This is a genomic window from Geobacillus sp. C56-T2, from assembly GCF_007829715.1.
GTDB lineage: Bacteria > Bacillota > Bacilli > Bacillales > Anoxybacillaceae > Geobacillus > Geobacillus icigianus.
In genome coordinates this window covers 3,360,813-3,381,042 of the sequence record NZ_VJWB01000001.1, presented here as the reverse complement: position 1 = coordinate 3,381,042, position 20,230 = coordinate 3,360,813, and the positions used below count along the sequence as shown (strand labels likewise).

Below are 20,230 nucleotides of genomic sequence, written 5' to 3'. Positions count from 1 at the left end.
ATGCCGAGAGTCTGGTGGATAAACACTTTTTTGAATTAAGTGTTTTAAGACACAGAAGGAATATTAAAATATAGGTATAGAAAGGGTTGAGGAATTTGAAGATTAAAGATGTATTTGGGGATTTGCCTACACTTACTACTGAACGTTTAATATTAAGAAAATTAACGTTAGATGATGCATATGATTTATTTGATTATGCGTCAAATCCGGAAAACTGCAAATATTTACCTTGGAGACCTCATCATACCATTGAAGATTCAATTCAATTTTTAGAATTTGTAATTAAGTCTTATAAAGAAGGTAGTTTAGCTCCGTGGGGAATCGTTTCAAAAGCAGACAATAAAATGATCGGGACAATTGATATAGTTAAATGGTTACCCAATCATCATAAAGCTGAGATAGGTTTTGTTTTATCGTATAAGTATTGGGGGAAGGGATTAGCAGTTGAAGCGGCTAATAAAATCATTGAATTTGGTTTTGACAAGATGGAATTAAACAGAATTGAGGCATTTGCTATGATTGAAAATGTTCAATCTTTAAGAGTTTTACAAAAGTTAGGGATGCAATTTGAAGGGGTTATGAGAGAACATTGGTATATTAAAGGTAAATTTAGGGATATGGCTATATACTCTATTCTAAAACGAGATTATTTTAAATCAAGGAACGGGTTGCAAAACGCATAACGGATGAATAAAGGGACACAAAAAATCCACTCTTATTGGGAATCATATACAGTTACTAAAAAACTTCAAAGGGGTGACACTATCAAGAGTTCCAATTCTTTGATCGAATACACCGATGAAATCGATCCTCTTTTAGAGGCTTTATTTCGATGCATCGATCAACTTTTTTCTGGAAATACCTTATGTGGCGGGAAGACCACAGGTGTCTAAAAAGGCAATTGATTAAATGTTTATTTTGGAAAACGTGCTTTACGATCGATTCTTTGTAGCAGTTGATGAACATCTTCCGCTGTTTTTGCTATTTTTGATGTATTTATGAGTCTCTCATCTGTCCACCTTTTCAAGGACCAGCCGATGCTTTCAAAAGCAAGAATTTTCTGACGTTCATCATCATCTCTTAAACGATGTATGTGTTTAATCTCTGAAAGTGATCATGGTGGATGGTACGGCCCTTTGAAACATTCTTGTAGTATGATCCCCAAACAAAATGGGTCATTTCAACTCGGTATTACTAGTTTAAAGGTATAAAGAACGGTTGAACAAGTGAGAATTCTTTTTGTTTTCTCGATTAACCGCTGGAATAGTGGAGAAACAAAAGGTGCCTATGGTTATGTGATTGCTGTCTTCTTGAAAACTGGATTTGAAAAGTGTCTGTTTGATCTCCATAATGCGTTGAATGGGTATTTGATCAATTAAAGATTAACGGGGTAGAGCAGCCGCGTTGGTATAGATTTCATTGCTATCTGTTACATGTACAATTATAAATCATTATTGGAAATTTTTAATTTACACCTCACATTTCGCACCCTCTCGACGAAAATCGGGAGGATTTTTTCGTTCCGATGTCGAATGAATCCTTGACACACAAGGAAAGTGAAGGAGTTTTTCTCTCATGAACGTTCAAGTCAAAAAGGTCTATCGTAATGATTATTTGAATATAATAAGTGCCCTATTCAAGAAACTGGGCCTGCCCCAATTGATTGACCATCTCGTTCCCGTTGATCCACAGTGCCAGACTCGAGTCAGCGATGCCGTTCAGGCCATCATCTACAATATGTTTGACGGCCGGCAAGCCCTCGTTCACGTGGAACGATGGGCTCAGGAGATCGATCTAGAGAAACTCATCCGTCCCGGTCTCCATCCTTCCTGGTTGAACGACGATGCCTTGGCTCGTCATCTCGACCGCTTGTATGAGGCCGATATTCACAAGGTGATCAGCACTTGCTTGATTCACATTTATCGCAAAGAAGGCCTTTCCCTCCGAGCCTTTCACGCCGATACGACGGACAAGACCGTTTACGGCGCGTATGAATCGGCCTCGTTAGAGGCCTTACAAATCACACATGGCTATAACCGCCATCATCGTTGGCAAAAACAGATCGGTTTCGGACTGGTCGGCAACGAGGACGGCATCCCGTTTTACGGCGATGTGCACGACGGCAACCTGCCTGACAAAACGTGGAATCCGGAGGTGCTGTCCCGTGTCCACGAACAGCTCAAACAAGCCAAGATGGAAGACGAATGGATTTACGTGGCCGATTCCGCCGCGATGACAAAAGACACTCTGGCGCAAACCAAAGCGGCCAACGCCTTTTTGATCACCCGAGGCCCTTCGTCGCTTCGGATCGTGAAACGGGCATTAGCGGAGGCCGATTCGCCTCACATCCCGTGGAGCGAACCCTTTACGCTGGCGGAGAGAAACGGCGCCACGTACCGGGTATGGGAAACATCCTCCACCTATGAAGGCCACCCCGTTCGGCTGATCGTCGTCGAATCGAGTGCGCTCGACCAGCGAAAAGGAAAGACGCTCGAAAAAGAACGAACCAAAGAAGCGGAGCTTCTTCGCGAGGAACAAGCCCATTGGGAGCGCCACCCTTTCTCGTGCCGGGAAGACGCTGAACAAGCCTTGGCGTCCCTCAAGATGTCCCTTCGCCCACGGTTTCATCAGGTCAAGGCCGCGGTCGAAGAGATCGTACGCCCGAAAAAACGGCGCGGACGGCCGAAAAAAGGGGTGGAACCCGAGATGGAGACGCGGTATCTCTTGCGCCTTGACGTCGAATTCGACCAAAACGCGTGGGAACAGGCAAGACGGAAAGCGTCCCGGTTTGTCCTCGTCACGACCGTTCCGGAGGAATGGAAGGGCCAACAAATGGATGCCCAAGAGATCTTGAAGCTATATAAAGGGCAGATCTCGGTGGAAATGAACTTCGCTTTTTTGAAAGATCCGTTTTTCACGGATGAGATTTACGTCAAAAAACCAGAACGGGTCGCAGTATTAGGCTATTTGTTTCTGTTGGCCTTGGCGATTTACCGCGTTTTTCAGCGCCGAGTGCGTCAGTTTATTACTCCAGAACACCCGTTGAAGGGTCCTGGAGGCCGCAAGCTGACCCGGCCGACGGGACAGGCGATTTTTCAGCTGTTTCAATATGTGAACGTCGTCCTCCTGGAGCTGCCGGATGGGCGCATCCAACGCTCACTGGATCGCTCCCTCACCCCTGAACAACGAAGGATTCTGCAGGGGTTGGGGCTGGATGAGAGCATTTACGTGTAACGTCATACGGAACGACCAGCGATGGTAAAAAAAGGATAGCCATCGCTCGTTGTGTTGGTCAAAAAGTTATTCTGAAAAACTAAATAAAAAATCCTTTGTTTTGACCTTGTTAGGGTGCGAAATGTGAGTTACACTCTATTTTTACCGCGTTATCAATTATAAGAAGAAGTTAAATTCTGAATATATAGCTGGTTTTAGTCAGTTTTTGATGGATATTGAAGCAAGCAACTCAGGTATTGGTCCAAGCGTGACTACTGGCTCAAAGGTGTTGCAAAGTACTTTACTGACAGCTGGGCTGTCAAAGGTAGTCGGTGATGGTGCTGGTGATAAATCGGCTGTTGGACAAGTAGCTGGTATCATTGGAGATGCAGGGGATGCTACAGGAAAAATATTTGATACAACCCGTGGTGCTAGATAAAATCAAGTAAGCATAAAAATAGCCCTTGCCTGCGGATCTCCTGTAGAATGAAAGTGCGACCCAACATTCGAAAGGAGAATCCCCATACAAGAGCACTTTCATTTTATTACAGATCAAGCCAAGATTCAAAAACAATATGCCGCCATTTTCTTTTTTGTTTCTGCCCAGCTGTCACAAATTCAATTCTATCTTCAACGCCGCAATCGTCATTTGGCGAAACAAGAAGACGCGGTGGTTATTGCCATTCATCTTTTAAGAAAGTTGCTTGGCTTCTCTTCTGAACGTGCATGGCATCGCTTTGTGACTGGGAACTTGTTCACGGATGGACAGTTTCTCGAACGTTCTCGATACCATCGCCGTTGCCGATCGCTGCGCTTTGCGATCAAATGGATTCGTCATCAACTAGCGAAACGTGGTCAACACCATGCCTATGCGGTCGTAGATAGCATGCCAATCGAGTGGTGCCATGCCGCAAGAATGGACCGTGTCAAACGATTTCGAGGCATCGTTGACATCGGGTTTTGTGCATCGAAAAAGCAGTGGTACGATGGGTTTACGTTTCATCTTCAAGTGACAGACCAAGGGCTACCTATGGGATACGTAGTAACCGAGGTGTCCTGTCACGATCGAACCGCAGCTGAAACCGTCATGACTCAAATTCCTCATCCCTATAACTTGGGTACAAGGGATTCATCAGTAGCGAATGGCAAAAAAAAGTTGTATGAAGCGTACCACATCGCTTTTTGGACTCCATCTCGCAAAAATCAGAAACACCGCCCATCGGAATCATGGGAGACATGGCTCAAACAAAAACGGAAAGTGATCGAAACGGTGTTCTCCGTCCTTATCGACTAGTATCGTATGGCAGACATTCGTGCGAATTCGATTTTAGGGTTTGAAGTGGCACTCGATGGCATCTTGTTGGTGTATTCACTTGTAACACTTGGGCTAGTTGAGCGCTAGCGCTCAACTAGCACCACGGGTTTTATTAATACCATCTAGTTTAATGACTTCCAAGTCGAAATCCTCCCTGTTCTTTAATAGGCACTTAAACCTTTTTTGCGTTTCGCTAATGCAAAAAGCCAATTAAAAATTAACAGACCGATTACGATATAGAAAAGGCATTTACAAAGTCTATCAGACAGAGGAAAGTTAATAATATTCAGAAATACCGACCAAAAATTCAAACGATACAAAGTCATACAAATCCAATTCTGTTTTATTTATTTTTAAATTTACCAAAATATATCCTTTTTTCATAATAATACTACAATCCGCTGTCGATTGCAAAAAACTAGACCCATGACAACCCATTAAGATACTAATGCCAAGTTCTATGCCGCGAAGCAAGAGATTCCCATTGATGTGATCAAAAAACAGCTCCATGTTGCCTAGGAGGCACCCTGTTTGTCTCTTTGTTTATGGAAAATGTTGTAATGAAAAAATGATCATCTACAGTATTAAATTGAGGAGTGCTCTTCCTACCGCAAAGCCGCCAATACGTTGGAGTCGATCGTGAGAGATGCGGTCCTCAGCCATGAGGCGATTCGTCAGCTGGTGTTGGCGGTCCCTGTTTCGCTCCTCCCTCTGTTTGATGAGGGATGAGAGATGAGAGTACAAAAGCGCTTACGGATATAAACTTGTGAAAATGGCCCAATCACCCGTGATTTCAAAATTCCATAAGGAGCCAAAAAACGTTCTCCACCAAGTCTTGGCCGACTCGAATTTCAAAAAACCGATCGAATTCCCGCTGCATAAATGGTAAAATGGGAGTATAGACTAGTTCCTGTATCCTACGTGAATCAAGGGGGCCAACCATGATGGAAGAAAAACCGATCTACTACGATGGGAGCGGCCATCGGCCTAGCGAAAATGAAAGCGGTGTCAAAGGCGAGCCGTTTACGCTCACGGATGAGATCCGAAAACAAATCAGCGGCAATCCGTTTGTTGTTGAGCAAAGCGAATAACCGATCCGCACGTCAATTGCCTCTAGGGCAATTTTTTTTTGGGCAAATGATTTGCGAAATTCGTCTCCTCCTTCTATAATTATCTCTCGTTCGAGATATTTGGGACAAAGATAAATGCATGCCGTTGTGGCAAGCAGCAAACACTAACATGCTGAGATCATCAAGAAAGGGAGTATGCATCATGACGAAAGTACTGTATATCACCGCCCATCCCCACGACGATACACAATCGTACAGCATGGCGGTCGGGAAGGCGTTTATCGACACGTACAAGCAAGTGCATCCGGATCATGAAGTGATTCATCTCGACTTGTATAAAGAATACATTCCGGAAATTGATGTTGATGTGTTCAACGGTTGGGGCAAGCTTCGCTCCGGAAAATCGTTTGAAGAGCTGTCTGACGAAGAAAAAGCGAAAGTCGGGCGGATGAACGAGCTGTGCGATCAGTTCATCTCTGCGGACAAATACGTGTTCGTTACGCCGATGTGGAACTTTTCTTTCCCGCCGGTATTGAAAGCGTACATTGACGCGGTGGCGGTGGCCGGAAAAACGTTCAAGTATACCGAACAAGGACCGGTCGGGCTGCTCACCGATAAAAAAGCACTCCACATTCAGGCGCGCGGCGGTTTTTATTCGGAAGGCCCAGCGGCAGCGATGGAAATGGGACACCGCTATTTAAGCGTCATTATGCAATTTTTCGGCGTGCCGTCGTTTGAAGGCTTATTCATTGAGGGGCATGCGGCTGTGCCGGAAAAAGCGGAAGAAATTAAGGCGAACGCCATTGCCCGGGCGAAAGACTTGGCTCATACGTTTTAATTAAAGTTTTCCGCCTCACTCCATGAGCGATCGTCCACTGATCGAACGTAACATCTTTTTTGGATCCGTCTAAGGTGCGAAATGGAGGTGTGAAATGTGAGTATGGTATAATAACCGTATCAACGAGGGAGTGGAGGTTTCTCTTTTGTGAACGAACAGAAGCCAAATGAGCGGGTGCGTCTGCACGCGGCAACTGCTGTATTGGCCGCTGTCTGGTTCGGTTGGTTGTTGCTTTCGGGCGGTTGGAATCCGCTTCCGCCCCGCCTTGACCATTCGCTTGACCTTGTTTTGGGGCTTGCCGCTGTTGTTGCTTGTTGGCTCGTCGCTGTGCAAGGGTGGGCGGTGTTCCCGCATACATTGTCAATGGAACGGTTGATTATGGGGGCGTTATTTTTTTCAGCGGGAGCGCTTTTTTCATGGTCAACGGTGTGGTCGTTTACAGCGACTGGCGTGTCGGCGGCGCTGTTTGCGCTTGCTGCCCGCTTGACGCTCGCCGCGGGTTTTCTTTTTCTGTTTTCGCGCCCAGATGAAGTGATGGAGCGGCATAGCGGACAGCGGTGGCAAGCGTTTTTGGCCGCTTTTGCTTACACAGCTGTCATCGGGCTGTTCATTCATATGGTGGCGACGGTGGGAGCGGAGGACGGGACAAGCCGCTGGCGACTTTGGTGGCAGGTCGGAACTGGTGTGACTGGCTTGCTTGACGTGGCGGCGGGGGTGCTCGTGTGGCGCCGCTGGCGACAAGGCGGCTCTTCTTCGCTTTTATACTGGCCGCCGGCTTGTTTGTTGTTTGCCCTTGGACAGGCGTTGCTGCTGGTTGGCGACGGGTCACGGCTTTGGGGGCCTTTGTATGAGATGGCCGGCTTCTTGTATGTGGTGCGCGCGATGTACGCGGAAACGGTGGAAAAGCCGTACACCGAGCTGAAGCAGCGCGAACAGCAGCTTGAGATGATGGCCAATGCGCTCGGTGAAGGGTTGCTGATGGTCAATCGGGACGGGCGCATCGTTTGGATGAATCCGGCGGCGGGCCGCTTGATCGGCGCCGCTCCGAGTGAGGCAAAAGGAAAGCCATTGTTTTCATTTGTCTCACTGGCGCGTCCGGATGGGGCTGCCTGGGATTGGAAGCAGCTGCGTCGCGTTGTGAAACGTTTGAAAAGCGGCGAAGTGATTCGCGTCGAGGAAGAGCCGTTTCGGCGGCGAGACGGCGTTTGCTTGCCGGTCGGTTATACGCTCGCGCCGGTGATGGAAAACGGAACGTTGACCGGGCTCGTCGCCGTCTTGCGCGACATGACCGAGAAAAAAGAAAAAGAGCGGCTTGAGCGCGAACGCGAGCAGCTTGATTTTGAAATGTCGTTGGCCGCCAATATGCAACGGTCGCTCTTGCAAGCGTCGGCTGCAGCCGATCTGCCTTCCTATGTGGACATTGGGGTTCTCAGCGTGCCTGCTCGCGTGCTTAGCGGGGATTTTTATCATTTCGCGGTCCACCAGAGGTCGGTGTCCGTTGGGATTGCCGATGTGTCGGGAAAGGGCATTCCGGCGGCGATGATCATGACGTTAATGAAGTTTATTCTAGACCGGACCGTTCATTACGGGACGCAGCCGCATGTGTATCTCGACTTGTTGAATCGGTTTGCCTACGATTACACGGAACCGTCCATGTTTGTGACGATGGTAGTCGGCAACTACAATGAGAAAACGCACGCTTTTTCCTACGCGTGCGCGGGGCATGAGCCGGCGCTTCTCTATAAGGCGAAAACAAAACAGTGCGTACCGCTCCGCGCCAAAGGATGCGCGCTCGGTTTATTTCCGCAATTTTCCTTTGAAACTCAGTCGGTCGTGCTAGAGCCGGGGGATTTTGTGTTGCTGTACACGGACGGAGTGACCGAAAAACGCAACGCCGAAATCGATGACGGGTTTTCCGTTCTTGCTTCGATGCTCGCCCGCGTCAATCTTGATCAGCCCGCTGCGCAAATCGTTCACGAGCTATATGAGCAAATTCGGGCATATCACCGATACGAACAAAAGGATGATCAGACATTGCTGCTGCTGCGCCGCCGTTAGTGCCTGTCCGCACTCGGCGGCGCCGTTTTTGGTTCGGCGAGCGATGGTTCGAATGCGGAGCAACGCGCAGCCGCCGTCTTTTCTTCGCCAAACAGCATGATCCCTCTTTCTTCCTTCGTTTGGCTTGACGGTGTGAAGATCAGGACGGATGGGCGGCAAGCTGCCGTTTCAGTTTGTCGATCGCTCGCTTTTGGATGCGGCTGATCGTCATTTGTGAGACGCCGAGCCGTTCGGCGAGCGAGCGCTGCGTTTCTCCGCGGCGGAAAACGGCGTCAATGACGAGCCGTTCCTGCTCGCTCAGCTTGTCGATCGCCTGCTGCAAATCCAAACGTTCGATCAGCGCTTCAACCTCATTTGTCTGATCAGCGATAAATTCTCCGATGGTCGTTCCGTCCTTTTCGCTGTCTTGCACGGGGGCGTCGATCGAAACAGGCTGGTAATGGTCGCGGCCGGCCAAAATTTCAATCGTCTCCTCCGCTGATAAGCCTAGATGGTCGGCGATTTCATCGATGGTCGGCGAACGTTCCAGCTTGATGGTCAACTCGTCGATGGCTTGCTGCACTTTGCTTCCTTTTTCTTTCACCTTGCGCGGCACTTGAATGTACCACGCTTTGTCGCGCAAATAGTTTTTCATATAGCCAATTAAGCTTTTCATCGCGTACGATTCGAAGCTCGTCCCTTGGTTTGGGTCGTAATGCTCAAGGAGACGCAAAAACGACAACCGTCCGACTTGAAACAAATCTTCGTAAAAGTCGGGGCGGCTGCGCGCCATTTTTCTCGCCGCCGCCACAATCAGCGGTTCAAAGCGGACGAGCAACGCCGTCGCCGCTTCTTCCGCCTTCGTTTGTTGGTAAGCGGCAATCAAGGCGTCAAGCTTGCTCTTGGACAGAGGAGGGGGATATAGAGTCATGGGCATGCTCTCCTTCTCCGCGAGGGCGGAATTTCGTCAGGCGGACTTCCGTGCCGCCTTTTGTGCTGACAGTGACGTCGTCCATGAGCGCTTCCATTAAAAAGAGGCCGAGACCGCCGACTTTGACGTCTTCAAGCGGTTTCGTGGACAGGGGTGCCGCCTGCTTGGCCACCCGTTTGTAATCGAACCCTTTGCCTTGATCTTTGATGATGATCGACAGCGCGTCGGTGCTTATCTCAAAGCGAAGATGAATGACGCCGCCCGCCCCGTTGTAGGCATGCAGCACCGCATTGTTACATGCTTCGGAGACGGCGACTTTCATATCCTCTATTTCCTCATACGAAAATCCCATTTTGGCGGCCAGCCCGTACAAAGTCAGACGCGCGATATCGATGAATTGCGCATCGGCTGGAATCGACAGCTGTACGATCGTTTCGTGCTCTTTCATGATTGGCTCTCGATCCTTTCTGTCGTGTCATTTGTTTCGGAAAAAAAGTGAGAGACGCCGGTTAAATCAAACAGACGCTGTACTTTGGGCGGCACGTTTTCAATCAGAAAGGGAGCTCCTTGCTTTTTGCGGGTTTTCAGCAGCGCCACAAACATGCCGATGCCGGTGCTGTCAATGTACGTCAACCCGTCTAAGCGGATGACAAGCGTTTTGGCCGCGTCATGGGCGAGCGGTTCAATGGCACGCCGAAACTGCTCGGCCGCCGCTAAATCAAGCTCTCCTTTTATGTATACCACGTGTCGGTCTGACCGTTCGTCATGAACGAGATGAAATTGTTTCTTTTCCATTTCCATTCACCTCAAATGATCGCTCGTTTGTTTTTACGGTCGCATGCTCTTGTCCACCAATCAGGCGTTTACAATGACTATACCCCTATTTTATACTATTTGAAACAGAAAAGGGGGATGATCCGTGTTCGAAAAATGGAAGTCACGGGCGAAGAGGCTGAAACGGGAAATTTTCGTCTTGTATTCGGCCAGCCGCGACCGCCGCGTCTCGGTCTGGTTGCGTCTCTTTATGCTGACTGTCGCGGCGTACGCGTTCAGCCCGATCGATTTGATCCCCGATTTCGTTCCGGTTCTCGGGTACGTGGATGATTTGCTGCTTGTGCCGCTTGGCATTTACTTGGCGCTCAAGTGGCTGCCGAAAGACATCGTCGCCGAACACCGGGCGCGGGCGGAAGAGCTCGCTAGGCGCGGCAAACCGACGAATTGGACCGCCGGGGCGCTGATCCTGTTTTTCTACGTGCTCCTTGCTGTTGGCCTGCTCCGGTGGCTGGTTTCAGGGCGCCTTTGATGGCTGGGGCAAAGGATTGGTGCTTTTGGTTGGAAAGCGAGCTTCCCCGATGGCTGCCGTTCACTTCGCTTTGCCGTTGGTGTGTTTTTGGTTACAATGATAAAGGAAAAAGCCGATGGCAAAGGAGTGGCTTAAAATGCCGATTCTGAAAAACGACTGGGCTCCGCTGCTTGAAGAGGAGTTTCAAAAGCCGTATTATTTAAAGCTGCGCGAGTTTTTAAAAGAGGAGTACCGGACGCGGACGATTTATCCGGATATGCACGATATTTTTAACGCCCTTCATTATACGCCGTACGCGAACGTCAAAGTTGTGCTGCTTGGCCAAGACCCGTACCACGGCCCGGGGCAAGCGCACGGGTTGAGTTTTTCCGTCAAGCCGGGCGTGCCGGTGCCGCCGTCATTAGTCAACATCTTCAAAGAGCTGCATGACGATCTTGGCTGCTACATCCCGGATAACGGCTACCTTGTGAAATGGGCAAAGCAAGGGGTGCTGTTGTTAAACACGGTGTTGACCGTCCGCCGCGGCCAGGCGAATTCCCACCGCGGCAAAGGGTGGGAATATTTCACCGACCGCGTCATTGAACTCGTCAATGAAAAAGACGATCCGGTCGTCTTTTTGCTTTGGGGCCGGAATGCGCAAGAGAAAAAAGAACGGATTACGAATCCGCGCCATCATATCATCGAGGCGCCGCACCCGAGCCCGTTTTCCGCCGCACGCGGCTTTTTCGGCCACCGCCCATTTTCGCGGACGAACGCGTTTTTAACCAAGCACGGACGCGAACCGATCGACTGGCAAATCGAAAACATCGGCGCCCGCGCCGAGTGAGCGAGGAGGAAGAAGCATGTCCATTTCCTTTGCCGCCATTGTTGGAAAAATGGAAGATGAGCTCCGCAAAGCAAAAGCGACGAACGACCCGCAGCGGATGCGCGAACATATCGCCGCTGTTCGTGCCTTATGCGATTTAATGTTAGAAACAACGGCTCAACCGCAGCCGGCCGTTCCCTCTCTCTCAACAGGGCCGCTTGTTGTCGGCGGGCCGATGTCGGTTGCTGGTGGGCTGTCGTTAGGATCCGTTTCCGGCCGGGGGCGCTCCCCTGACATTGATGACGAGGCGAACGGGGAGTCGTTGTTAGATTTTTGAGGGAAAGACAAGGAAAACCCGTGAAGCGGCTCTTTCCTTTTAACACATTCACCGAGAAGTCTCCCACCTCGAAATGGAATGTAGGTGGGAGAGGTTCATATAGCTTGTTCTGTTTGGCGCCGGAGGGCAAGAAGCGGTTCTCCGGTCTGAATGCAGGTCTGGCCAGTGGCGCTCCCGATCGGCCGGTTCCATCGATGGGTTCCGATCGATTAGTCATTGGTTGTCATGGAACATTCCCATTGAATTGAGAGAAAACAATCTTCCATTTAGAAAGGCGGGACAGCTATGAAAACATTTGTCCTTCTCGGCGCGCTCAATGCGTTTTTAGCCGTGGCGTTAGGAGCGTTTGGCGCTCACGGGTTGGAAGGGAAAATTCCGGATCGGTATTTGGAGATTTGGAAAACGGCGGTGCAATACCAAATGTTTCATGCGGCAGGCTTGTTGGTCGTCGGCCTGTTGCTTGGCAAGGCGCCAAATGTCGGGTTGATCGGTGCCGCGGGCTGGGTGATGCTGGCGGGGATTGTTCTGTTTTCTGGCAGCTTGTACGTATTAAGCGTTACGCAACTCAAGCCGCTCGGCGCCATCACCCCATTGGGCGGTATTGCTTTTTTAATCGCTTGGATGATGATCGGATATGCGGCGTTGAAGTGGCTGTAACGCGGAGCCGAACGAAAAGGCCGGTTGCGGGCCATATCGTGTGGCAGGGAAGCGGCAGGCGCTTATATAGCGATAAGAGAGGGTGTCCCGAGTTTTTGGGACACCCTCTGGCATAAAGCGACGGCTTGGGACGCCGCTCAGCGCGGAGAATAGGAGGAAAGCGGCGCCGCTGCCGCACCGGCAAACGGATATTCGTAGGCGATTTCCCCTTCAAAGGTGACGTAATCGAGGTAAATCATCGGGATCAAATAGCGCGTTCCCGTTTGCGGATCGCTCAAAATGACATGGTCGCGCCCCGCTGCCTCAATCACGCCGCGGAATACTTTCGCGTTCCACTCACGGTTGTTTTCGAATGTCGCATAAACCGTAGCGACTTTCCCTTTGTTTAACCGCAAAATGTTTTCAATATACGACTCTTCAAGCGGCAACATCCCCGGGATCGCCGCTCCTGCCGCCGCAGGCGCAGCGGCGGTGGTCGGTGTCGGTGCGGTGAAGGTCGGCTGCGGCCCGAATGTCGGCGGCGTCATCGCCGGAGCGGAGACCGCTTGCGGATAGTACGAATATGGGTACCAAGCTGGATAGTACGGTTGCGGATACGCATAGCCGTATGGATACGGCGTGGATGGCTGTTGCCGCTGCTCTTCCTCCTCCGAATAAAAGTGATAGTCTGTATAGTTGGACATAGAAACCCCTCCCTCATATGAAAAAATGTCAATAAACGCGCGGGCAGTCCGATTGGGTCGGCGCAAAAAAGCAGTGTGATTTATACCGGCCGACGTTCCATTGGTTGAACCATTGCGGCGGGCAAGGCTCGCCTTCAGGCGGCTTAAAAAACCAAAGCGCATTGGTGGCGGGATGGTAGCGCCAGCCGCGGATCACTTGGCGTGCCAACCCAATATCAATATCGCGCGCCCGTTGGTAAAAGTACCCTTTTTGCACCGCTTCAAAGCCGCCAGGGCTCTGGAACACCATTTGTCGGATGGAGCGAATGCCGCGGAAATCAAGGCAGTCGGCGATGACGCGGTTGATGCCGACGTTGCCGACCATGAGCATCCCAAGCCGCCCGTCTCCTTCCGCTTCCGCCCGCATGAGCCGAGCCAGCAGCTTCACGTCTTCCTCGGTGTGGGCTACAACGGCCATATCGTCACCTCAGTCGTTGTGAATTTCGACAGTAATAGGCTATTGGCGGAACGAGAAAATGGTGACAGGCGGACAAACGGTTAAAACGGAATTTCTGATTTTATATGTATGGGGTAGTTTGCCTGTATATGACCGAAACGAGCACTGTTGGCTAAAACCAACAACGGTTTTTCGAATGGAGAAATGACATGGTAAAGCTGTATACACGATGAAATCACCATTCCCCTAGGAGGCCGGTGATTTCGTGCAAAACACCGTTACGTTCAACCTGTTTCTCAATTAGAGAAACCTTGCAGAATCAACTTTCTTTTTTGAATGAAAATGTCGCCGATTGGTGTGTGACAGCGTTTTTTCACCAGCCTTCTAGAAAGGAGACCGCGAGTGCTTGCCGGTCGGCGTTCGCGCGGCTTGAAGCCGGGGGAAATAAGCAAAGGGGCCTGCAGGTAAGGCCCCTTTCTCGTTATACATGGAAGAACGAAGAAACTTGTTCCGCAGGCAAGCGAGTGCCGACAAAGAAAGAGCCGAACTCGCCAAAACGGGCGCTTACTTCGTCAAAGCGCATCTCATAAACGAGCTTTTTGAACTGGAGCGCATCATCGGAAAACAAGGTGACGCCCCACTCAAAATCATCCAAACCGACGGAGCCGGTGATGATTTGCGTTACTTTGCCGGCGTACTTTCGCCCTGTCATGCCGTGGGCGCGCATCAGTTCGCGCCGCTGTTCCATGGACAACATATACCAGTTGTCCTCGCCTTGGCGCCGCTTGTCCATCGGGTAGAAACAAATGTAGTTCGTTTTCGGCAATATCGGGTACAGGCGACGGCGCACTTCCGGAATTTGATACGGATCTTCGCTGCCGGATGCCAAATAATTGCTCAGTTCCACAACCGAGACGTAGGAATACGCCGGCAGCCAATATTCGGCCAGTTTCGTCTTGTTGAGCGCCGTTTCCACCTCATGAAGCTCATCAAGCGTCGGGCGCAAAATCATGAACAGAATGTCCGCTTTTTGCCCGACGATCGTGTAGATAGCATGGCTTCCTTGCTTCTCGTTTTCGGTCGTCTCCCATTGGGCGACGAGCGCCAAAAACTCAGCGATCGCCGCTTCGCGCTCCTCGCTCGGCAGCGTTTTCCACGCGCTCCAGTCGATTGTGCGGAAATCATGCAAACAATACCAGCCGTCCAACGTTTGGGCCGCTTCGCTCATCATCGGTCACTCCTTATCATCGAGTATGTCCATCACTACTATACCATAGTCTGGCCAAAAACGCGGCGCATGGCGCATGAAAGCAAATGTACGGAATTGTTCCAAAAGATGAATTATTGGTTGGAAGGGCTTTCCTTCGTTGCGTTTCCGCTGAAAAGAGGTATGCTTATATAGTAGAAAGACGGGATGGCGTGATGACCGTCGCTCTAGGAGGCCGGAGGAAGGGAGCGGTCGGGCGGCCGCACGCCAACCACGAAAATGAAGGAGGCGTAACTGGTGGCGAATGATTTGTTTGCGGCGTTACAAGCAAAGGTGGCTGGAACGGGACGGAAAATCGTGTTTCCAGAGGGCGTGGATGACCGCATCTTGGCGGCGGCCAGCCGTTTGGCGACAGAGCAAGTGTTGCAGCCGATCGTTCTTGGCGACGAACAAGCGGTGCGGGTGAAGGCAGCGGCGCTTGGCTTGTCACTGGAAGGTCTACAGATTGTCAATCCGCGCCGTTATGCTAGGTTTGATGAGCTGGTTGCGGCCTTTGTCGAACGGCGTCAAGGAAAAGTGACCGAGGAAGCGGCGCGCGAACTGCTGCTTGATGAAAACTATTTCGGTACGATGCTCGTTTACACGGGAGCCGCTGACGGTTTGGTGAGCGGGGCGGCCCACTCAACGGCCGACACCGTCCGACCGGCGTTGCAAATCATTAAGACGAAACCGGGCATCCGCAAAACATCGGGCGTGTTCATCATGGTGCGCGGGGAGGAGAAGTATGTGTTCGCCGATTGCGCCATCAACATTGCCCCCGACAGCCGGGATTTGGCGGAAATCGCGGTCGAGAGCGCTCAGACGGCGAAAATGTTCGGCCTTGAGCCGCGGGTGGCGATGCTCAGCTTTTCCACGAAAGGATCGGCTTCCTCGCCAGAGACGGAAAAAGTCGCGGAGGCGGTGCGGCTGGCGCGTGAGATGGCGCCGGGGCTCGTCATTGACGGCGAGTTCCAGTTTGACGCCGCTTTTGTCCCGGAAGTGGCGAAAAAGAAAGCCCCCGATTCCCCGATTCAAGGCGATGCGAATGTGTTCATCTTCCCGAGCCTTGAGGCGGGCAACATCGGCTACAAGATCGCCCAGCGCCTTGGCGGCTTTGAAGCGGTCGGACCGATTTTGCAAGGGTTGAACAAACCGGTTAACGACCTTTCACGCGGCTGCAGCACGGAAGATGCGTATAAGCTTGCCCTCATTACCGCCGCTCAGTCGCTTGGAGAGTGAGGGGAAAAAGAAAAGGCCGTCGTGCGGCTCGCGTGCGCCAGTGAAGGGAAAAACGGATTCGCTCAAAAGGTCACCGAGACCGACCGAATGACGGCAGGAAAGGGTTGAAAAGCTCGCCCTTTCTTGATGCGAATAGAAGATATTTTTGGATATAGTGACAGAAGAGGGTGCCCTGCGTGTTCGGGACACCCTCTTTCATGCTGATCGGGATGAACGCTTTTCTCAGCGCGGCCGCAGGTGGGGGAAACTTCCATTGCTGATGCATTAGTAACGATTGGGCGAAGCGCACTCGTGTAAAGGCCGGCTGTTGTTCGGCGATCCGGTTGCGCAACATCTCCATCGATTGTGCTATAATGGGGGCGGAATGATCAACGTAAGGAGCTAACCGTGATGAGCCATGAATTGTTGCGGCAGCCGAAGTGGCGAGTGATCGACCAGTCTCATTTCGGCCCGCTGTTTGATGCGAAACAGTCGTTTGCGACGGACGACGCGCTATGCACCGCGGTCGGGTCCGGGCGGTCGGATCCGGTCGTGCGCACTTGGGTGCACGAGCATACCGTCGTTTTAGGGGCGGCGGATACGAAGCTTCCCCACATCGCCGAGGCGGTGTCGTTTTTGCGCCGACAAGGTTACCGCGTCGTCGTCCGCAACTCCGGCGGCCTCGCTGTCGTGTTGGATAGCGGGGTGCTGAACATTTCTCTTGTTTTCCCGGAAACAGGCCGTTCCATTGCCGTTGAGCAAGGGTATGAAGCCATGTGTGCGCTCATGGCTGCCATGCTTGCCCCATACGGCGTCACCATCGAAGCAGGGGAGGTCGTCGGTTCGTATTGCCCGGGCCGCTATGACTTGAGCATCGGCGGCCAAAAGTTCGCTGGCATTTCCCAACGGCGCGTGCGCGGCGGTGTTGCTGTGCAGATCTATCTTTGCGTTACGGGAAGCGGCTCGGCGCGCGCGGAGCTGATTCGCCGCTTTTATGAGCTCGGGCGGCAAGGAAAACAAACGACTTTCGCCTATCCCCTTGTCGACCCGGCAGTCATGGCCTCGCTGTCCGAACTTACCGGCCGCCCGTTGTCCGTCGCTGAGCTGTTGGTTGCCCTCTGGCGCACGCTGCAATCGTTTGGCGGTCAGCTGTATTCCTCTGCTCTCGAGGGGGAAGAATGGGAGTGGTACGAATATTATTGGGCCCGCATGGTGGAACGGAATGCCGTTGTGTCTTTCGAAAAACCGAGCGGAACGGGGAACGTGACCGCCGACGTTTAGAAGGCTGGTGAAAAACCGCTGATTCCCTTCATCAACGGGAGAATGATTGAAAAGCAGGTCCGATACAACAACAAGGGTTTTTCTAATGGAGAAATGACATGGTAAAGCCGTATACGCCATTAAATCACCAGCCTCTTAGGGGCGGCAGGAGAAGAGTGGGACTGGCCGACAAACATAGGATGCCGCAAACAGTGCGGCATCCTGTTTCATTACTCGGCGATTTTTTCTAAGTTTCCGTTCGGGTCCATGCGGAACGTCAGTCCCCGCTCTTCTTCCTCTTTTAACACCATTTTGCGCGCCCGATTGATAATGTTGACCAACGTCTCGAAATCTTCCTGAACGGTGGACGAGTTTGCTTGCAACTGTGCCACTTTTTCTTCCAGTTCTTGATTCGTTTTCTTCAATTCTTCGATTTCGCGGCGCAGCCGCTCATTTTCTTTAACGAGCGCCTCCCGCTTCCGCTCATGGGACTGAAACGTTTTTAGGAAGGCGATCACTTGGTCGAGCGTCACTTGCTGCGAAGCGGCAGGCGGGATGACGGCCGGCAGCTGCATCACCTCGCCGAGCTCCTCAAGCGATGGCATTGGTGGTTCATAGAGGCGCCGTTTTTTTGCGCCCCCTTGTTTGGCGAGCAGCCGCATAAGTTCTTTGCGCTGCTGTTTTGCCAGCTGCAGCGCTTCCTCATAGCGATGGCGGACGACCGCATTCCAGCGGAAGCCGCACGCCGCCGCTGTCCGATTTAGTTTGTCGCCGACTTCTTCAAACGCGTTGAGCTGGGTGCTCCCCTCGCGCACATGGCGAAGCACCGTTTCAGCCAACAATAAATCGTCTTCCTCTGTCCAAGCATCTTGCCGTTGTTTCATTGTTCCCCACTCCTTTTTCGATACTAGTAAAAAGGATAGGCAACAGCGTCACTATTTATACATTTCCAGTTTACAGGATTGACAAGTTATGAGAATAAAAGCGGTAAACTTGCAATTTTCCTGCAAAAGGGGTAGAATACACAAGGCAAACGCCACAGAAAGGAATGACGAATAATGGCGAATGAGTTTCGCGTTTGCGACGACTGCAAGGCGCCGAATTTGAAGACGCTGCTGCCGCGCTTGAAAAAGCTGGACCCGGACGCGGTCATTAAAATCGGTTGCCAGTCGTATTGCGGTCCAGGGCGAAAAAAAACGTTCGCCTTCGTCAACAACCGCCCGGTGGCGGCGCTGACCGAGGACGAATTGATCGATAAAATTGCCGAACGGCTGAAAAACCGTTGACTGCATCACCTTCTTTGCCGAAAGAAGGTGATTTTTATGTTTTTCGGCTCTTCACCAAAAGTTGTACTTGATTTTTTCACCACACATCTTACTTATGCATCCACAAAAGAACAGGAAACCAATCAGCCTATACTTGTTCAGAGAAGTGCACCGTCTGTCAAGTACACGTTGTGGTGATGAACGTGTTTTTCGTCAATACTGGAGAAAGACGGAGAAAAAAGTCAACTATTTCTTTACGGCTCGAAACGGCGTATAATAAGTGTATGTTCGAGACGGAAGAGGAGGATGCGATGTATTCCGGCGGGCAGCTTGACGAAGAAAAAGTGTTTAAAGATCCGGTGCACCGATACATACATGTTCGCGACAAAGTGATTTGGGATTTGATCGGCACAAAGGAATTTCAGCGCCTCCGCCGCATCAAGCAGCTCGGCACCACGTATTTGACGTTTCACGGCGCCGAGCACAGCCGATTCAACCATTCACTCGGCGTGTACGAAATCATTCGCCGCATCATTGACGATGTGTTCGTCGGCCGCGACCATTGGGACCATAGCGAGCGACTTCTTTGCCTATGTGCGGCGCTTTTGCACGATTTGGGGCACGGTCCGTTTTCCCATTCGTTTGAGAAGGTGTTTCGCCTTGATCACGAAGATTTTACACGGGCTATCATTTTAGGCGATACGGAAGTGAACGCCGCACTTCGCCAAGTGGATGACGATTTTCCGCGAAGGGTCGCTGAAGTGATTGCCAAAACGTATCCGAACAAGCTTGTCGTCAGCCTCATTTCGAGCCAAATTGATGCTGACCGGATGGATTACTTGTTGCGCGATGCTTACTACACCGGCGTCAGCTACGGCTATTTTGACATGGAGCGCATTTTGCGCGTCATGCGCCCGCGCGAAGACCAAGTCGTCATTAAGCGGAGCGGCATGCATGCGGTTGAAGATTACATCATGAGCCGCTACCAAATGTACTGGCAAGTGTATTTCCACCCGGTCACACGCAGCGCGGAAGTCATTTTGACGAAAATTTTGCATCGGGCGAAAAAACTGTACGAAGACGGCTACTCGTTTCAAACGAAGCCGGTTCACTTTTTGTCGTTTTTCGCCGGGAACGTAGCGCTTGACGATTACTTGGCGCTCGATGAGTCGATCATTTTGTTTTATTTTCAACAATGGCAAGAAGAACAAGATCCGATTTTGCGCGATTTATGCCATCGCTTTGTGCGCCGTCGCCTGTTCAAATATACCGAATTCCATCCGACCAACGATCAAATGGCGAAGTTGATCGAACTGACCGGTTTGTTTCGCAAAGCGGGGATTGACCCGGACTATTATTTGGTTGTCGATTCCTCGTCTGATTTGCCGTACGACTTCTATCGACCGGGAGAAGAAGGCGAACGCCTGCCGATTTATTTGCTGATGCCGAACGGGGAACTGCGCGAGCTGTCGCGCGAATCGGTGCTCGTTGACGCCATTTCCGGCAAGCGGCGCACCGACCATAAGCTGTATTTCCCGGCCGACTTCCTAGAAGACTTGTCGGCGAAGCGAACGGTGAAGAAAGCGATTCTCGAAATTTTAAAGGGTTAGGAGATG

At 51.1% G+C, this 20,230-nt stretch carries 21 protein-coding genes and 2 pseudogenes; 16 read left to right on the top strand and 7 right to left on the bottom strand.

The window, feature by feature from the left end:
- Window positions 1-95 precede the first annotated feature (95 nt).
- The 8 genes and pseudogenes from GC56T2_RS16805 (at window position 96) to GC56T2_RS16770 (ending at window position 8,494) form a co-directional block, all read left to right on the top strand.
- Window positions 96-683: a GNAT family N-acetyltransferase gene (locus GC56T2_RS16805; protein ID WP_015375298.1), complete on the top strand. Its 588-nt coding sequence runs from the start codon at window positions 96-98 to the stop codon at window positions 681-683.
- 892 nt (window positions 684-1,575) lie between these two features.
- Window positions 1,576-3,234, top strand: coding sequence for an IS1634 family transposase (locus GC56T2_RS16795; RefSeq protein WP_144972777.1), 1,659 nt, complete (start codon window positions 1,576-1,578; stop codon window positions 3,232-3,234).
- Window positions 3,235-3,442: 208 nt separating this feature from the next.
- Complete coding sequence (locus GC56T2_RS16790) at window positions 3,443-3,652, top strand: hypothetical protein (protein ID WP_144976796.1); 210 nt, start codon at window positions 3,443-3,445, stop codon at window positions 3,650-3,652.
- An 84-nt stretch (window positions 3,653-3,736) separates the two neighbouring features.
- Window positions 3,737-4,615, top strand: a pseudogene (locus tag GC56T2_RS16785) (IS982 family transposase).
- Window positions 4,616-5,122: 507 nt separating this feature from the next.
- A pseudogene (locus GC56T2_RS16780) lies at window positions 5,123-5,233 on the top strand (UPF0236 family transposase-like protein); the annotation flags it as partial.
- A 239-nt stretch (window positions 5,234-5,472) separates the two neighbouring features.
- Complete coding sequence (locus GC56T2_RS17905; RefSeq protein WP_186440035.1) at window positions 5,473-5,619, top strand: hypothetical protein; 147 nt, start codon at window positions 5,473-5,475, stop codon at window positions 5,617-5,619.
- Between the two features lie 181 nt (window positions 5,620-5,800).
- Complete coding sequence (locus GC56T2_RS16775) at window positions 5,801-6,436, top strand: FMN-dependent NADH-azoreductase (protein WP_144976792.1); 636 nt, start codon at window positions 5,801-5,803, stop codon at window positions 6,434-6,436.
- A gap of 147 nt (window positions 6,437-6,583) precedes the next feature.
- Complete coding sequence (locus GC56T2_RS16770; RefSeq protein WP_144976790.1) at window positions 6,584-8,494, top strand: SpoIIE family protein phosphatase; 1,911 nt, start codon at window positions 6,584-6,586, stop codon at window positions 8,492-8,494.
- A gap of 139 nt (window positions 8,495-8,633) precedes the next feature.
- Here the strand turns inward: GC56T2_RS16770 and GC56T2_RS16765 are convergent, their stop codons facing one another.
- Genes GC56T2_RS16765 through GC56T2_RS16755 form a run of 3 tightly spaced genes read right to left on the bottom strand, consistent with a single transcriptional unit; the run spans window position 8,634 to window position 10,199 of the window.
- Window positions 8,634-9,404: a sigma-70 family RNA polymerase sigma factor gene (locus GC56T2_RS16765; RefSeq protein ID WP_033021603.1), complete on the bottom strand. Its 771-nt coding sequence runs from the start codon at window positions 9,402-9,404 to the stop codon at window positions 8,634-8,636.
- Window positions 9,364-9,852 carry an anti-sigma B factor RsbW gene (gene rsbW / locus GC56T2_RS16760; RefSeq protein WP_144976788.1) on the bottom strand — a complete coding sequence of 163 codons (489 nt, stop codon included), beginning with the start codon at window positions 9,850-9,852 and terminating at the stop codon, window positions 9,364-9,366. Before rsbW ends, GC56T2_RS16765 begins: the two co-directional genes overlap by 41 nt.
- Window positions 9,849-10,199, bottom strand: a complete 351-nt coding sequence (locus GC56T2_RS16755; protein WP_144976786.1) for an STAS domain-containing protein — start codon at window positions 10,197-10,199, stop codon at window positions 9,849-9,851. Before GC56T2_RS16755 ends, rsbW begins: the two co-directional genes overlap by 4 nt.
- Window positions 10,200-10,323: 124 nt before the next feature.
- Between GC56T2_RS16755 and GC56T2_RS16750 the strand changes: the two genes are divergently transcribed.
- From GC56T2_RS16750 to GC56T2_RS16735, 4 genes are all read left to right on the top strand, one after another.
- Window positions 10,324-10,707, top strand: coding sequence for a YkvA family protein (locus GC56T2_RS16750; RefSeq protein WP_144976784.1), 384 nt, complete (start codon window positions 10,324-10,326; stop codon window positions 10,705-10,707).
- A 136-nt stretch (window positions 10,708-10,843) separates the two neighbouring features.
- The gene (locus GC56T2_RS16745; RefSeq protein WP_033842828.1) at window positions 10,844-11,533 is read left to right on the top strand and encodes a uracil-DNA glycosylase; all 690 of its coding nucleotides are present in this window, start codon (window positions 10,844-10,846) and stop codon (window positions 11,531-11,533) included.
- A gap of 16 nt (window positions 11,534-11,549) precedes the next feature.
- Entirely contained in the window at window positions 11,550-11,849 is a 300-nt protein-coding gene (locus GC56T2_RS16740; protein WP_144976782.1) for a YwdI family protein, read from the top strand.
- A gap of 285 nt (window positions 11,850-12,134) precedes the next feature.
- Window positions 12,135-12,506 carry a DUF423 domain-containing protein gene (locus GC56T2_RS16735; protein WP_144976780.1) on the top strand — a complete coding sequence of 124 codons (372 nt, stop codon included), beginning with the start codon at window positions 12,135-12,137 and terminating at the stop codon, window positions 12,504-12,506.
- 137 nt (window positions 12,507-12,643) lie between these two features.
- Here GC56T2_RS16735 and gerQ read toward each other — a convergent pair whose 3' ends face one another.
- The 3 genes from gerQ to hemQ form a co-directional block, all read right to left on the bottom strand.
- A complete protein-coding gene (gerQ, locus tag GC56T2_RS16730) occupies window positions 12,644-13,189 on the bottom strand; it encodes a spore coat protein GerQ (RefSeq protein ID WP_144976778.1) in 546 nt (181 codons plus the stop codon).
- A gap of 28 nt (window positions 13,190-13,217) precedes the next feature.
- A complete protein-coding gene (locus GC56T2_RS16725) occupies window positions 13,218-13,646 on the bottom strand; it encodes a cell wall hydrolase (RefSeq protein ID WP_033842830.1) in 429 nt (142 codons plus the stop codon).
- Between the two features lie 460 nt (window positions 13,647-14,106).
- Complete coding sequence (gene hemQ, locus GC56T2_RS16720; RefSeq protein ID WP_144976776.1) at window positions 14,107-14,853, bottom strand: hydrogen peroxide-dependent heme synthase; 747 nt, start codon at window positions 14,851-14,853, stop codon at window positions 14,107-14,109.
- A 276-nt stretch (window positions 14,854-15,129) separates the two neighbouring features.
- Here hemQ and pta point away from each other — a divergent pair, with 276 nt between their 5' ends.
- Window positions 15,130-16,110: a phosphate acetyltransferase gene (gene pta / locus GC56T2_RS16715; protein WP_144976774.1), complete on the top strand. Its 981-nt coding sequence runs from the start codon at window positions 15,130-15,132 to the stop codon at window positions 16,108-16,110.
- Window positions 16,111-16,500: 390 nt separating this feature from the next.
- On the top strand, window positions 16,501-17,370 hold the full coding sequence (gene lipL, locus GC56T2_RS16710; protein ID WP_144976772.1) for an octanoyl-[GcvH]:protein N-octanoyltransferase: 870 nt from the start codon (window positions 16,501-16,503) through the stop codon (window positions 17,368-17,370).
- A 209-nt stretch (window positions 17,371-17,579) separates the two neighbouring features.
- Here lipL and GC56T2_RS16705 read toward each other — a convergent pair whose 3' ends face one another.
- The gene (locus GC56T2_RS16705; RefSeq protein WP_144976770.1) at window positions 17,580-18,233 is read right to left on the bottom strand and encodes an RsfA family transcriptional regulator; all 654 of its coding nucleotides are present in this window, start codon (window positions 18,231-18,233) and stop codon (window positions 17,580-17,582) included.
- Window positions 18,234-18,407: 174 nt separating this feature from the next.
- Here GC56T2_RS16705 and GC56T2_RS16700 point away from each other — a divergent pair, with 174 nt between their 5' ends.
- Together GC56T2_RS16700 and GC56T2_RS16695 are read left to right on the top strand one after the other, a co-directional pair.
- Window positions 18,408-18,635, top strand: coding sequence for a YuzB family protein (locus GC56T2_RS16700; protein WP_033021653.1), 228 nt, complete (start codon window positions 18,408-18,410; stop codon window positions 18,633-18,635).
- Between the two features lie 290 nt (window positions 18,636-18,925).
- Complete coding sequence (locus GC56T2_RS16695; protein WP_144976767.1) at window positions 18,926-20,224, top strand: HD domain-containing protein; 1,299 nt, start codon at window positions 18,926-18,928, stop codon at window positions 20,222-20,224.
- Window positions 20,225-20,230 lie beyond the last annotated feature (6 nt).

What these genes read in the sequence shown, in the direction of transcription:
- GC56T2_RS16795 (WP_144972777.1), top strand. Translation starts at nt 1,576, where the DNA reads ATGAACGTTCAAGTCAAAAAGGTCTATCGTAATGATTATTTGAATATA.
- GC56T2_RS16775 (WP_144976792.1), top strand. Translation starts at nt 5,801, where the DNA reads ATGACGAAAGTACTGTATATCACCGCCCATCCCCACGACGATACACAA.
- rsbW (WP_144976788.1), bottom strand. Translation starts at nt 9,852, where the DNA reads ATGAAAGAGCACGAAACGATCGTACAGCTGTCGATTCCAGCCGATGCG.
- hemQ (WP_144976776.1), bottom strand. Translation starts at nt 14,853, where the DNA reads ATGAGCGAAGCGGCCCAAACGTTGGACGGCTGGTATTGTTTGCATGAT.
- GC56T2_RS16740 (WP_144976782.1), top strand. Translation starts at nt 11,550, where the DNA reads ATGTCCATTTCCTTTGCCGCCATTGTTGGAAAAATGGAAGATGAGCTC.
- lipL (WP_144976772.1), top strand. Translation starts at nt 16,501, where the DNA reads ATGAGCCATGAATTGTTGCGGCAGCCGAAGTGGCGAGTGATCGACCAG.
- GC56T2_RS16700 (WP_033021653.1), top strand. Translation starts at nt 18,408, where the DNA reads ATGGCGAATGAGTTTCGCGTTTGCGACGACTGCAAGGCGCCGAATTTG.
- GC56T2_RS16725 (WP_033842830.1), bottom strand. Translation starts at nt 13,646, where the DNA reads ATGGCCGTTGTAGCCCACACCGAGGAAGACGTGAAGCTGCTGGCTCGG.
- GC56T2_RS17905 (WP_186440035.1), top strand. Translation starts at nt 5,473, where the DNA reads ATGGAAGAAAAACCGATCTACTACGATGGGAGCGGCCATCGGCCTAGC.
- GC56T2_RS16755 (WP_144976786.1), bottom strand. Translation starts at nt 10,199, where the DNA reads ATGGAAAAGAAACAATTTCATCTCGTTCATGACGAACGGTCAGACCGA.
- GC56T2_RS16745 (WP_033842828.1), top strand. Translation starts at nt 10,844, where the DNA reads ATGCCGATTCTGAAAAACGACTGGGCTCCGCTGCTTGAAGAGGAGTTT.
- GC56T2_RS16790 (WP_144976796.1), top strand. Translation starts at nt 3,443, where the DNA reads ATGGATATTGAAGCAAGCAACTCAGGTATTGGTCCAAGCGTGACTACT.
- GC56T2_RS16735 (WP_144976780.1), top strand. Translation starts at nt 12,135, where the DNA reads ATGAAAACATTTGTCCTTCTCGGCGCGCTCAATGCGTTTTTAGCCGTG.
- GC56T2_RS16765 (WP_033021603.1), bottom strand. Translation starts at nt 9,404, where the DNA reads ATGACTCTATATCCCCCTCCTCTGTCCAAGAGCAAGCTTGACGCCTTG.
- gerQ (WP_144976778.1), bottom strand. Translation starts at nt 13,189, where the DNA reads ATGTCCAACTATACAGACTATCACTTTTATTCGGAGGAGGAAGAGCAG.
- GC56T2_RS16695 (WP_144976767.1), top strand. Translation starts at nt 18,926, where the DNA reads ATGTATTCCGGCGGGCAGCTTGACGAAGAAAAAGTGTTTAAAGATCCG.
- GC56T2_RS16705 (WP_144976770.1), bottom strand. Translation starts at nt 18,233, where the DNA reads ATGAAACAACGGCAAGATGCTTGGACAGAGGAAGACGATTTATTGTTG.